Annotated in this window: 14 protein-coding genes and 1 tRNA gene; 7 read left to right on the top strand and 8 right to left on the bottom strand. The window is 68.8% G+C overall.

Going from position 1 to position 12302, the window contains the following annotated elements; genetic code table 11:
- Positions 1 to 12: 12 nt before the first annotated feature.
- The 3 genes from MNR00_RS03100 to MNR00_RS03090 form a co-directional block, all read right to left on the bottom strand.
- Positions 13 to 636 (bottom strand): vitamin K epoxide reductase family protein, encoded by a 624-nt coding sequence (locus MNR00_RS03100; RefSeq protein WP_241927715.1) that lies wholly within the window; start codon positions 634 to 636, stop codon positions 13 to 15.
- A gap of 133 nt (positions 637 to 769) precedes the next feature.
- Positions 770 to 1636, bottom strand: a complete 867-nt coding sequence (locus tag MNR00_RS03095; RefSeq protein ID WP_241927714.1) for a tryptophan-rich sensory protein — start codon at positions 1634 to 1636, stop codon at positions 770 to 772.
- An 11-nt stretch (positions 1637 to 1647) separates the two neighbouring features.
- The gene (locus MNR00_RS03090) at positions 1648 to 2073 is read right to left on the bottom strand and encodes a PRC-barrel domain-containing protein (RefSeq protein ID WP_241927713.1); all 426 of its coding nucleotides are present in this window, start codon (positions 2071 to 2073) and stop codon (positions 1648 to 1650) included.
- Positions 2074 to 2196: 123 nt separating this feature from the next.
- Here MNR00_RS03090 and MNR00_RS03085 point away from each other — a divergent pair, with 123 nt between their 5' ends.
- From MNR00_RS03085 to MNR00_RS03075, 3 genes are all read left to right on the top strand, one after another.
- Positions 2197 to 2577 carry a nuclear transport factor 2 family protein gene (locus tag MNR00_RS03085; RefSeq protein WP_241927712.1) on the top strand — a complete coding sequence of 127 codons (381 nt, stop codon included), beginning with the start codon at positions 2197 to 2199 and terminating at the stop codon, positions 2575 to 2577.
- Positions 2574 to 3089, top strand: coding sequence for a 2'-5' RNA ligase family protein (locus MNR00_RS03080; protein WP_241927711.1), 516 nt, complete (start codon positions 2574 to 2576; stop codon positions 3087 to 3089). The genes MNR00_RS03085 and MNR00_RS03080 overlap by 4 nt, the downstream gene beginning before the upstream one ends.
- 219 nt (positions 3090 to 3308) lie before the next feature.
- A complete protein-coding gene (locus MNR00_RS03075) occupies positions 3309 to 3518 on the top strand; it encodes a hypothetical protein (protein WP_241927710.1) in 210 nt (69 codons plus the stop codon).
- A gap of 280 nt (positions 3519 to 3798) precedes the next feature.
- Here MNR00_RS03075 and MNR00_RS03070 read toward each other — a convergent pair.
- A tRNA-Ser gene (locus tag MNR00_RS03070) sits at positions 3799 to 3889 on the bottom strand.
- Between the two features lie 107 nt (positions 3890 to 3996).
- Between MNR00_RS03070 and MNR00_RS03065 the strand changes: the two genes are divergently transcribed.
- The 4 genes from MNR00_RS03065 to MNR00_RS03050 all read left to right on the top strand — a co-directional run bounded on the left by MNR00_RS03065 (position 3997) and on the right by MNR00_RS03050 (position 7825).
- Positions 3997 to 4926: an ornithine cyclodeaminase family protein gene (locus MNR00_RS03065; RefSeq protein ID WP_241927709.1), complete on the top strand. Its 930-nt coding sequence runs from the start codon at positions 3997 to 3999 to the stop codon at positions 4924 to 4926.
- Between the two features lie 24 nt (positions 4927 to 4950).
- Entirely contained in the window at positions 4951 to 5955 is a 1005-nt protein-coding gene (locus MNR00_RS03060) for a proline racemase family protein (protein ID WP_241927708.1), read from the top strand.
- Between the two features lie 26 nt (positions 5956 to 5981).
- Positions 5982 to 7163 carry an amidohydrolase family protein gene (locus MNR00_RS03055; RefSeq protein WP_241927707.1) on the top strand — a complete coding sequence of 394 codons (1182 nt, stop codon included), beginning with the start codon at positions 5982 to 5984 and terminating at the stop codon, positions 7161 to 7163.
- Between the two features lie 215 nt (positions 7164 to 7378).
- Entirely contained in the window at positions 7379 to 7825 is a 447-nt protein-coding gene (locus tag MNR00_RS03050) for an acetyltransferase (RefSeq protein ID WP_241927706.1), read from the top strand.
- A 146-nt stretch (positions 7826 to 7971) separates the two neighbouring features.
- Here the strand turns inward: MNR00_RS03050 and MNR00_RS03045 are convergent, their stop codons facing one another.
- The 4 genes from MNR00_RS03045 to MNR00_RS03030 are packed head-to-tail and all read right to left on the bottom strand — an operon-like array spanning position 7972 to position 12174.
- Positions 7972 to 9447 carry an aldehyde dehydrogenase (NADP(+)) gene (locus tag MNR00_RS03045; protein WP_241927705.1) on the bottom strand — a complete coding sequence of 492 codons (1476 nt, stop codon included), beginning with the start codon at positions 9445 to 9447 and terminating at the stop codon, positions 7972 to 7974.
- A 41-nt stretch (positions 9448 to 9488) separates the two neighbouring features.
- On the bottom strand, positions 9489 to 10490 hold the full coding sequence (locus MNR00_RS03040; protein WP_241927704.1) for a proline racemase family protein: 1002 nt from the start codon (positions 10488 to 10490) through the stop codon (positions 9489 to 9491).
- Positions 10490 to 11932: an FAD-dependent oxidoreductase gene (locus MNR00_RS03035; RefSeq protein ID WP_241927703.1), complete on the bottom strand. Its 1443-nt coding sequence runs from the start codon at positions 11930 to 11932 to the stop codon at positions 10490 to 10492. The genes MNR00_RS03040 and MNR00_RS03035 overlap by 1 nt, the downstream gene beginning before the upstream one ends.
- Positions 11929 to 12174, bottom strand: coding sequence for a (2Fe-2S)-binding protein (locus tag MNR00_RS03030; protein WP_241927702.1), 246 nt, complete (start codon positions 12172 to 12174; stop codon positions 11929 to 11931). The genes MNR00_RS03035 and MNR00_RS03030 overlap by 4 nt, the downstream gene beginning before the upstream one ends.
- Between the last annotated feature and the right edge of the window lie 128 nt (positions 12175 to 12302).

Below are 12302 nucleotides of genomic sequence, written 5' to 3'. Positions count from 1 at the left end.
CGGGCTGGCCGGTCAGAAGAAGGCGCCGAGCAGGTCGAGACGCAGCTGTGCGGCGACCAGGATGATGGCGTAATTGGCCACGACGATCAGCACGAGCCAGCGCCCGAGGAAGCGACCGGCGTGGCGCAGCCCGGGGCCCCACACGCCCACGCGGAGAGTCCAGGCCGCGACCGACCAGAACAGCGGGATCGTCATCAGCCAGACGACCATGCACCACGGGCAGAGCGATCCGAACTCGAAGATGCTGCGGTACGCGAACATGCTGACCAGGGCGTAGCCGCCGAGCACGGCGAGGGCGTAGACCCGCCAGTACCAGGCGCGCATGCCGCCGGGGGCGGCGAGCGCGCTGACGCCCGCGAGCACCGGCCCTGCGAAGACGACGAGCCCGATTACCGCGTTGGTGAAGCCGAGCAGATTGCCGGCCGGGGCGAGCAGGTTGGGCCCGCAGGTCACGATCGGGTTGATGTCGCACGACACGATCGCGTCGGCCTCGGTGAGCTGCCCGATGTATTCCAGGTAGAGCAGGAACGACACGATCCAGGCGATCACGCCTGCCGCGATCCAGAACCAGGCGGTGCCGGCTCCGGGCCGGAATGCGCGAAGGTCGGATGCTGGTGCGCTGATTTCAGTAGACATGACCGGACCCCTTGGACGAATCGTCGCTGGTTGCTCACGCTACGTGCCATGGGGGTTCTGTGAACGGCGCGGCGCCGGGCAAAATCCGGGGTGAGCTAGCCCGCGGGATCCTTCGCCGCCATCGCGATCTCAGTCATCGATGTGCCTCCTGCGTGCGAAGCGGACGATCTGTCTCGCCTCCGTGTTGTTCGGCGTCACCACCTTGCGCGAGCACACGCAGCACGGCTGCCGTGAGGATGACCGCCGCCGAGGCGACCAGCGCCGCAAGTGCGACCGGCGTCGACTGGGGTTCCCCCGTGAGCCTTGCCACGGCCAACCAGCACAATCCCCATGCGAGCCCGATAGCGGGTGTGAGTCGGCCACGCCCGGCGATCGCCGTGGCGATACCGAGCACCGCGGCAGCGATGACGACCGCGACGCCCCAGCCGTCGGCGGGGATGCCGAACCCGGTGAACCCCGTGTCGACCAGCCAGGCGGTGATGTTGGCCGCGGTGGCGATGGTCACCCACCCCAGGTACAGGCCGACTGTTCCATCCAACACGATGGATTCGGTGATTCGCGCGGCCTGGGAGCCAGCCTCCCTCGGCATGCGCTGCAGCCGGCTGAATGTCACGCCCAGCACGGCGAGCAGAACGACGATGACCACCACCGACAGCCCGACCTGCCCCAGCTGAACGACTGCGAGCCATGCCGCGTTGAGCAGCATCGAGAGCGCCACGAGGTAACCGACCCGACGGTGAACTGCGCGCGCGGCCTGACCGGGAAGCGCCTGCCAGACGGCGTAGGCCAGTAGTCCGGCATAGATGACCGACCAGATGCTGAAGGCGGGACCTGCGGGTGCGATGAGCGTCGCGTCGTCGGAGAACGCACCGTCGGCGGCCTCCTGCATGGGTGTTCCACCGAGGGCCCCGGATCCGACGAAGGCGGCGGCGATCGCCACGATCGACAGGACGAAGACGATGACCTGCCGAACGCGGTCCGCTCCTTGAGGCTTGCCCATCGCGCGCGCACTCAGCGGTACAGCGGGTAGTCGGGGTACGCGTAGTCGGGTCCCCACCACAGCGGGTAGCCGTAGTAGCTCAGGTACTCACCGTAGGTGTCACGCTGGCGTTCGCGGACAAGGTCCGGGTCATAGGCCGGCGCGCCGGCGACCTCGGTGCGGGTCTGGTCGATGCGCACCTCGTCCTCGGCGATCGCCGTGATCGCGTCGATGGGGATCAGCGACGTGTCCTGCCCGATCCCGAGGAACCCACCCGAAGCGACCTCCATGAACCGCACACGGTTCTCGTCCTGGTCGATCAGAAGGTCCTTGACCTTGCCGAGGTCCTCACCGGCGCTGTCCTTCACCTTGCGTCCGCGGATGTCATCAGCGCGGTCAGCCACGGTCTCGTCGGTCTCGCTGAGCTTGATCAGCGTGCCACTGCTTGAAGCGTCCATGATCGTTCTCCTCTGCTTGTTGCGGAGGAACCACGCTACGGAGGCCAGGGCGGAACGCGACCCCCTGGCCAAACGCCGCGGAACGATGTATGCAGCTTCGGGCTGGGTTGCGATACTGGGCGGATGCAGAGCCTGGAGTTCTTCGTGGAGCGGGAGTCGCGCGTGTGGGAAGCGCTGGTCAGCGGTGACGCGGATGCTGATCGCGAACTCCTGTCAGCCGACTTCGTCGGTGTGTACCCGACGGGCTTCGCCGTTCGAGACGATCATGTTGCCGAGCTGGCCGGAGGTCCGAGCATGGCATCGTACGCGATCAGCGAAGCACGGATCGTCGACGTCGCGCCGAGCACGGTGATGCTCTGTTACCGCGCGGACTATCTGGCTTTCGGGGGCACCACGCGGGAGGCGATGTACATCAGCTCGCTCTGGCAGGAGCGCGACGGCCGCTGGTGGAACACATTCAGTCAGGACACGCCGGTCAGCGATCCCGAGAGCGTCCGCTCATGACGAGTTCGGTAGACCTCCACTTTCCCGAGCTGGCAGACATCATCAGCCCGTGGTGGCCGGGGACGCACCCGGTGGGCGTCCCGCCCCACATCACCCTGTTGTACCCGTGGGTCGACCCCATCGACGACGCTGCAATGGCTGCTGTTACTGAAGTCGCCGCTGCCACTGATTCGTTCGACGTGCGGTTCACCAGCATCCACATCTTCGAGTCGGGCGCGATCTACCTTCGACCAGACCCGGATGCCGCGATCAATTGCCTGATGAGACGGCTCGCGCACAGGTTCCCCGAAACACCGTTGTACGGCGGGGCGGTCGTGGCACCCGTTCCTCATCTCACCGTCGCGCGAACCGATTCCGGCGAGGCCGCACGCTCACTGGTCACGCGTATCGCAGACGCTCTCACTCCATCCCTTCCGCTGCGGGTGTCGATCACTGCACTGTCGGTGATGGAGGAAGGACGCGACGGGGTCTGGGCGACCGTGCGGAAGATCCCGCTGCGACGCCCGACCTGACGCCCCTCGGAAGCGGCGCTAACAACAGCCCGGAAGCCGTCGCCCGCGCAGCGCCGTGAACTCCTCCAAGGTCCAGGCACTGCGCTTGTACGAGCGACCCCGATGTCTCGAGGGTGCGCATGAGAAAATCGAGTAGGTATGCGCAAGACAGAAGGACCCGCTTGCCGCGGCGAACGACTCCGCCCGAGTTTGCGGACTCTTCTGTACATCGTCAGCCGCGTGATCTTCGCCGGCGGTCTCATCATCTCTGCATGGACGCAGGAGGTCTGGATCTTCGCGCTCGCAGCGGCCGTCAGCCTCGTCGTGGTTGGAGTCGATGGCCTGGTCGCGAAGAATGCCTCGTTCGATTCCGACGTCGATCAGGTGTTGGCCCGCATGCGCGCGGAAGACGCGCAGGTCGCGTCCAGGGACACCGGCGCCAGCGAGTAGGCGTCATCCGACGCCCGACATTGGGACCCTAGCCAACGCCTATCGCGAGAACGCTCTCGTCCTGCGCTATTGGATCGCGGGTCGGCTCGGGTGCGCGGAGGACATTCTGAGACGGCGGCTTAACGAGGACCCACTTAGCAGTAGCTTCGTTACCACTTGAGCGATGACCAGAATGAGGACGACGGATTGCGTCCGCGCTCACGAATTGGCGATTGTGGATGAGATGTGGGCATTTCGTGGGTGGACGAAAGAAAAAACCCCTGCTGAACAGGGGTTTTTCTGGCGGTGACGGTGGGATTTGAACCCACGGTAGGGGGTTACCCTACACAACTTTTCGAGAGTTGCACCTTCGGCCGCTCGGACACGTCACCGTCGTCCAGCTTACGACATGGGATACCTGGTGCGCGAATCGAGCGCGAACACCGCACACAGCCTGATAGAACGTGACATATTACTCGACCTCGCCTAGATTGAGAGCATGCCCGACGTCATCGAAGATCTCACCCTGGTCGGCGCCGACCGCATCGCCGAGCGCATCAGCATGTCAGCCGCCATCGCCGCCATCCAGAACACCCTGCGCGACGGCTTCGACCCCGAAGACGATCTCGCCCGTCAGATCCTCGACGTCCCGAACGGACAGCTGCTGCTCATGCCCGCCGCAGCCGGCGGCGCCGTCGGACAGAAGTTCGCCACCGTCGCGCCGGGCAACCCGGCCCGCGGGCTCGAGCGCATCCAGGCCGTCTACATCCTCGTCGACGGCGAGACCCTCGCCCCCACCGCGATCCTCGACGGCACAGCCCTGACGAGCCTGCGCACTCCCGCCGTGTCCGCCGCCTGCGCAGACGTGCTCGCCGAGCAGGATGCCGCCGACCTCGTCGTCATCGGCACCGGCCCGCAGGCCATTCGCCACGTCGAAGCCCTCGCCGCGATCCGTCCGCTGCGCACCGTGTGCATCATCGGCCGCGACGCCGAGCGCACAGCATCCGCCGTCGACGCCTCCCGCAGCTACGCACCCGACGCCGACATGCGCGCAGGCACGATCGACGACATCGCGAACGCCACGCTCATCGTGTGCGCGACGACAGCATCCGAGCCCCTCTTCCCTTCCGCGCTCGTCCGCGACAACGCGACCATCATCGCGATCGGCTCGCACGAACCCGATCGCACCGAGCTCGACCCGGTGCTCGTCGGCCGCTCGCAGGTCGTCGTCGAGAGCCGCCGCGTCGCCCGAAGCGAAGCGGGCGACGTGATCGTCGCCGTCGCTGCGGGGATGCTGCGGCACAGCGACGTCGTCACGATGAACGAGTTGTTCACCGGCGCCGTCGCACCGGCATCCGACCGTCCGCGCATCGTCAAGACCTGCGGCATGGGCTGGCAGGACCTCGCCGTCGCCCGCCTCGCCGTCTGACCCACCACCCCCACTGGAGCACGAATGCGCTGGATCACCGATGACTGGCACACGGCCGGAGAGCCGTTCCGCATCGTCGAGAACGTTCCCACCCACGGTGCGACCGTCGCGGAGCGGCGAGCCAACGCGATAGCCCACGGAGCGAGCGCGATCTCCGGAGGCGCCGATGACGTCCGCCGCTTCCTCTGCCTCGAACCCCGCGGCCACGACGACATGTACGGCGGATTCATCACGCCGCCCGACGACGACGGCGCCGACTTCGGCGTGCTGTTCTGGCACAAGGACGGCTTCTCGACCGCCTGCGGGCATGGCACGATCGCGCTGGGCGCGTGGGCCGTGCGCACCGGGCGCGTGCCGTCGGATGCTGACGGCGAGACGACCGTCACCATCGATGTCCCGAGTGGTCGCGTGCAGGCGGTCGTGCGTCAGCGCGGCGGGAAGATCGAGGAGATCACGTTCCGCAACGTGGAGTCGCGGGTGCTCGCGCGTGGCATCCGACTGCAGACCTCGCGCGGTGAGGTCGACGTCGATCTCATCTTCGGCGGGGCCGTGTACGCGACGCTGTCGGCGGGCTCGGTCGGGCTCGAGGTGACGCCGCCGCACACCACCGACCTCATCGCGATCGGCCGTGAGATCAAGTGGGCACTCAACGAGCATCCCGCCGCGCAGCTCGCCGACGCCCGGCTGTCCGGTGTGTACGGCACCATCCTGTTCGACGATCTCGGCCGCACCGAGACCGGTCCGCACCAGCGCAACGTCACCGTCTTCGCCGACGGCGAAGTCGACCGCAGTCCCTGCGGATCCGGCACCGCCGCCCGCGTCGCGCTGCTCGCCGCGACTGGAGAGCTCGCCGACGGCGAGACACTCACGCACGACTCGATCATCAGCACGCGCTTCCTGGCGCGGATCGCCGAGCGCACAGCATCCGGAGTCATCCCCGAAGTCCGCGGCAACGCGTACCGCGTCGGCTCCTGCGACTTCGAACTCGACGAGGGCGACCCGCTGCAGGGCGGCTTCAGCCTGCGCTGACTCACTTTTACCCACCGGAGGACACCATGTCTGCTGCATCCCTTTCGATCACCGGCGCACACGTCTGGAACGGCTCGGGCTTCTCGGTGCGCGACGTGCACATCGTGGACGGCCGGGTCGCCTCAGCGGCCGCGTCGGATGCTGAGTTGCTCGACGCCACGGGACGCTGGCTGATTCCCGGCCTAATCGATGCGCACTTCCACGCGTACGCCACGAGTATGGACGGCTTCGAGAACGAGCGCGGACCGCTCAGCTACGCCGCCCTCAACGGCGCCCGACGACTGACGCGCGCCCTGCAGCGCGGATTCACCACAGTGCGCGACGTCGCCGGCGGAGACATCGGCCTCGCACAGGCGATCGACGCCGACCTGTTCCCCTCGCCGCGGTACCACTTCACCGGTCCTGCGCTCAGCCAGACCGGCGGACACGGCGACCCTCGCTCCGCGCACGTGGACGTCTGCTTCTCGCACGGGCACATGTGCGAGGTCGTCGACGGCGTCGACAACCTGCGACTGGCGGTGCGCAACCGGCTGCGCACCGGTGCGCACGCGATCAAGGTGATGGCCTCCGGTGGCGTGTTCTCGCTGACCGACCCGATCCGGGTGCCGCAGTACTCCGTCGACGAGCTGCGCGCCGTGGTGGATGAGGCCGCGCGGCGTGGTTCGTACGTGTGCGCGCACGCGTACTCGTCCGAGGCCGTGCAGCACGCTGTGGGCGCCGGAGTGCGGTCGATCGAGCACGGGAACCTCATCGACGAGGCGACCGCGTCGATGATGGCGGAGGCCGGGGCGTTCCTCGTGCCGACCCTCGCCGCGTACGACGCGATGGATCGACGCGGCGCCGAGATCGGGCTGAATGCGGTGTCTCTCGAGAAGAACACCGAGGTGCTCGCGAAGGGGCAGGATGCTGTGCGCCTGGCCCATGCGGCAGGTGTGCGCGTCGGCTTCGGCACGGACCTGATGGGCGACCTCGAGGACGATCAGCTGGCCGGCATCCGCCTGCAGGTCGAGGCGTCCTCGGCCACGGCCACGCTGCGGTCGATGACCGCCGTGAACGCGGAGCTCATCGGGGATGAGGCGCTTGGCCACCTGGATCTCGGGGCGTACGGGGACGCTGTGCTGCTGGCATCCGATCCCCTCGCCGACTCGTCAGCGCTCTGGCGGCAGGATGCTCGCGTCTCGGTGATCCGCGCCGGTTCGGTCGTCTGACGCCACGCCCTGATCCGACGGGATTCAGGTTTCCCGCTTCCTCGCCCCTGCTGAGCGTCCTCGCCCCTGCCCAGTTACGCAACTGAACAGGGGCGGCGGCAACGAGCAGGGGCGGCGATGAATGGGACGGCGAGTTCGAGGACAGGCGTACTTGACGCCCCAGGCAGCAAAGGCACACGACCACGCTGAACCATGCGTCGCGTAGCGTTGATGTCGTGAGTGAACTTCGCCTTCGTGCAACCTTCGGCGCTGCCGAATACCCCGACCTCGTCCGCATCTGGCGCGGCGCGATCGACGCCACACACGACTTCCTCGCGGACGCCGACCGCGACGAGATCGAATCGCACCTGGCATCCGACTACTTCCCCGCCGTCACGCTCACCGTCGCCGAGCTCGACGGCAGCCCGGTCGGATTCGCAGGAACCCTCGACGGCGCGCTCGAGATGCTGTTCGTCGACGCCGCACACCGCGGCAACGGAGTCGGCTCAGCCCTGCTCGAGGAAGCGATCACGAACCAGGCGGTCACCAGGGTCGACGTCAACGAGCAGAATCCCGCCGCCGCCGGCTTCTACGAGCACCACGGCTTCGAGGTCATCGGCCGCAGCGAGCTCGACGATGCCGGGCGCCCGTACCCGCTGCTGCACCTGCGCCTGCGGGCCTGACGGCCCTCGCCGCCTCTCACTACCGGACGTCGAGAGCACGGGATCTCGCCGAGTGTACGGCTCGTTCACGCGAACACCCCGTACGCTCGGCAGCTTCCCGTGCACTCGGCGATATGGGCGTCGAGTGCACGGGTAGGCAACCGGGCTCAGCCGGCGAACGAGCCCCACGTCGTCGAGCGGCCGGCGGCGCTGCGAGTCTGCGGCACACCCCACGGGTTCGCGTCCTGCAGCGGAGCGGGCAGCAGCGCCTGCGGCGCCCCCTGATACGAGACTCCGCGCAGGAACCGCGTGATCGCGGCCGTGCCGACGCTGGTCGCATCGCTCGTGGTCGCAGGGTACGGGCCGCCGTGCTGCATGGCCGGGGTCACCGAGACGCCGGTCGGCCAGCCGCCGAACAGCACACGTCCGCTGGTCTCGGCGAGCGCGTCGACGAGCTCGGTCAGCGATCCGTCTGCCAGCTCGGCCTCGCGTGCATGCACGGTCGAGGTGAGGTTGCCAGGGAAGAGTCCGGCGTGCAGCGCGGGCAGTGTCGACAGGTCGGAGTACCGCACGATCACCGAAAGCGGGCCGAACGACTCCTCGAGCAGTGCGTCGCCGGCAGCCACCAGGGCATCGACGTCGACCGTCACGACGGTCGGGGTGGCGTAGGTCTGGCCGTGCTCGTCGGTGCGGGTCTCCCCCGCCGACAGCACGGTCACGCCGTCCGCCTCGAGCACGTCCTCGCGGCGCTGCGAGAACGCGCGCCCGATGCCCGGGTTGAGCAGACGATGCTCGGCCACGGCGCCCGCAGCATCCGAGACGGATGCCAGATCAGACCCCTCAGGCACGAACAGGAAGCCAGGCTTCGTGCAGAGCTGCCCCGCTGACCCCGACATCGAGGTGACGAATGCGCCCAGTAGCGCGTCGTCTGCGTAGGTCGCGTAGACCGGGTTGACGCTGCCGAGCTCGCCGTAGAACGGGATCGGCACCTCACGCGAGGCGGCGATGTCGGCCAGCATCCGCCCGACATGAGTGGAGCCGGTGAAGGCACCGGCTCGGATGCGCTCGTCCTTCAGCATCGCGACGCCGTTCTCCTGACCCGAGATCAGCTGGAAGACGCCGTCTGGCATCCCCGCCTCGCGCAGTGCGTCGGCGACGACCTCCGCTGTGCGGATCGAGAGCTGCGGATGCCCGGAGTGCGCCTTCACGATGACAGGGCAGCCTGCGGCGAGCGCGGCGGCGGAGTCGCCGCCTGCGACCGAGAACGCGAACGGGAAGTTGGATGCCGCGAAGTTCAGCACCGGGCCGACCGGCTCCAGCATCCGACGCAGATCCGGACGCGGACCGATGACATACTCCGGGTCCGCCTCGTCGATGCGCACATCGAGGTACGCCCCATCGACGATCGTGTCGGCGAACAGTCGCAGCTGCCACGAGGTGCGGCGCAGCTCGCCGGTCAGGCGCGCCTGGGCGAGGCCGGTCTCGCGCATCGCGATCTCGATGAGCTCGGGGGCGGCCGCGTCGAGGGCATCCGCCACAGCCACCAGCGCCGCACCGCGCTCACGCGGGCTGGTGCGGGCGAAGGGTCGCGCCGCGGCGGCGGCGGCCGCGGCGATCTGGTCGATGTTCTGGTTCTCAGTCACGAATGTCTCCTTGTGAGGGATCGGATGCGGGAGGCGCAGCGTCAGAAGACGAAGCCCTCGGGGAACGGGTCGTTCTCGTCGAGCATGTACTGGCCGAGGCCGGTGACCCAGGCGCGTCCGGTGATGGTGGGGATGATGGCGGGACTGTCGCCGACAGTGGTCTCGGCGACGACCCGGCCGGTGAACTCGGTGCCGATGAACGACTCGTTCACGAACGGCGTGTCCAGGGCCAGCTCGCCGCGCGCGTGCAGCTCGGCCATCCGCGCGCTGGTGCCGGTGCCGCAGGGCGAGCGGTCGAACCATCCGGGGTGGATCGCCATCGCGTGACGCGAGCGGACAGCATCCGACCCCGGCGCGATGAACTCGACGTGGTGCACGTGGTTGGCGCCCTCGAGCACCGGATGCACGGGCGGCGCCTGCGTGTTGATGGCACCCATGATCTTCAGCCCTGCCTGCAGGATCTCATCCTGGCGGGCGCGATCGAACGGCAGCCCGACCTGGTCGAGACCGACCAGCGCGTAGTAGTTGCCGCCGAACGCGACCGAGTAGGTGATCTCGCCGATGCCGGGCACGTCGATCCGCTCGTCGAGCCGGTCGACGAAGCTCGGCACGTTCTCGATGGTGACGTCGACGGCCCGGCCGTCTTCGACCTGCACGCGCGCGATCACGAGTCCGGCCGGCACGTCGAGGCGGATCTCGGTGACCGGCTCGGTGACCTCGACCATGCCGGTCTCGACGAGCACGGTGGCGGCGCCGATCGTGCCGTGTCCGCACATGGGCAGGAATCCGGATGCCTCGATGAAGACGATCCCCCAGTCGGCGTCATCGCGGGCCGGTGGCTGCAGCAGCACTCCCGACATGGCGGCGTGCCCTCGGGGCTCGTTCATCAGGAACCCGCGCAGCCCGTCGAGGTGCTCCATCGCGTACAGGCGACGGTCGTTCATGGTCGCGCCGGGGATGCGGCCGACCCCTCCGGTGACGACGCGCGTCGGCATCCCCTCGGTGTGGGAGTCGACGGCCTGGATGGTCCGGCGTGCGCGCATCAGCTGCCTCCTGCGGAGTCGGTGGTGGGGGTATCAGCAACGGTAGTCGGGGTGGATGCCGGTGAGGGCGGTGCCGCGAGATCACTCAGCGCGGCGAGCTCGCCGATGCGCACCGACGACAGCACGGGCCGGTTGTCGAAGACCGGGCGACTGTCCGAACCCTGGCCTGGCTGGCAAGCCCCCACGATGTCCTCGACGCTGCGTCCGCAGGTGCGCCCCTGGCAGGCGCCGAGTCCTGCACGCGTAGCCAGTCGCATGCCGCGCGACGAGACGCCGGCATATTCATCGATGCTCGCCTTGCGCACCGATTCGCAGCGGCAGACGATGGTGTCGTCGTCGAGCCAGGCGGTCCAGCCGGGTCGGATGCCGTGCACGTCGAGCCGCGCGGCGAACGCGCGCATGCGGCGGCGAGCCGCGAGCGGAGACCTGTAGCGCAGGTCGGCACCGGGGATGCCCGCGGCCGCGAGCCCCGCGATCTCGCCCTCGGCGAGCGCAGCATCGGCCCCGCCGATCCCGGTGATCTCCCCGGCCGCGTACACCCCGGCGACAGAAGTCTGCTGCTGCGAGTCGACCGTCACGAACCGGGTGGACGAGATCTCGCAGCCGAACTGGATCGCCGTCTCAAGCCGAGGCGTGAACCCGTGACCGAGAGCCACGGAGTCGCACTCGACAGTGCGCTCGGTGCCGGCGATGGGCCGCCACTGCGGGTCGATGCGCTGCACGGTGACGGCTTCGACAGCATCCGATCCGTGGATGCGAGTGACGGCGCTTCCGAATCGGTACGGCGTGCGGTGCTGTGCCAGAGACGCGACGTACGAGCCGAGCTCGCCGGCCTTGCCGGCAGCGGCCGTGAGCTGCCACGCCTTCGCGCCCCAGCCGCGCACGATCGTGCTGATGGATGCTGCTTCGACGACTTCGGCGACCTCGCCGCCGAGGATCGCGATGCTCTGCGCGACGGGCAGCAGGAAGGGTCCGGCGCCGGCGACGACGGTGCGCTCTCCGAGGGTGAGGGCGTCGCGCTTGGCGAGCGCCTGGGCAGCTCCGGCCGAGGTGACGCCGGGAAGGGTCCAGCCCGGCACGGGCAGCACGCGGTCGTGCGCGCCCGTGGCGACGACGATGGCATCCGCCTCGAGGGTCTCGCCCTGTCGGTTCGCGGCGTCGGTGGGGCCGGTCAGCACGTGCACCCGCAGCGGGAAGTTCTCCACCCGCCAGACGCTCGTGGATGACAGCATCCGCACGCTGCCGAGGGCGGCGCGCAGGGTGCCGAACCTGCCGAGCTGGTGCTGCAGGCGCGGGTCGGTGAAGTCGGGGTGGTGGCGCCAGAACTGTCCGCCGACGCGCTCGCCCTCGTCGACCAGCACGACGTCGGCGCCTGCGGCGGAGGCGGATGCTGCTGCCGCGAGCCCTGCGGGGCCAGCGCCGATCACGATGACGCGCGTCATGCGCTGGTCTCCCGTTCGATCACGTCGCCGTCGCAGGCGGGACGCTGGCAGGCGCGGACGCCCTCGACGCCGTTGACGGTGAGGATGCAGTCCTGGCAGATGCCGATGCCGCAGAAGATGCCGCGCTCCGCGCCCTGCGCGTCGCGCCAGGTGCGCTGGCCGTTCGCGAGCAGGACGCCGGCGATGGTCGCCCCGTCACGCCCCTGCAGCTCGTCCCCGTCGAATCGGATGCTGATGCTCATCGTCCGGTCCTCCCCTGGCGCTCCGTCTGGTCTCTCGCCGCCCCAGCACGCCATTCAGGTCGCAAAATGTCCCGCTGCGCCCGCCCGCGAGCGGGAGAAATCGCGACCGGAACCGAGGTCCGAGCGCC

Source organism: Microbacterium sp. H1-D42, from assembly GCF_022637555.1.
GTDB lineage: Bacteria > Actinomycetota > Actinomycetes > Actinomycetales > Microbacteriaceae > Microbacterium.
This window is presented reverse-complemented; position numbering and strand designations above follow the sequence as displayed.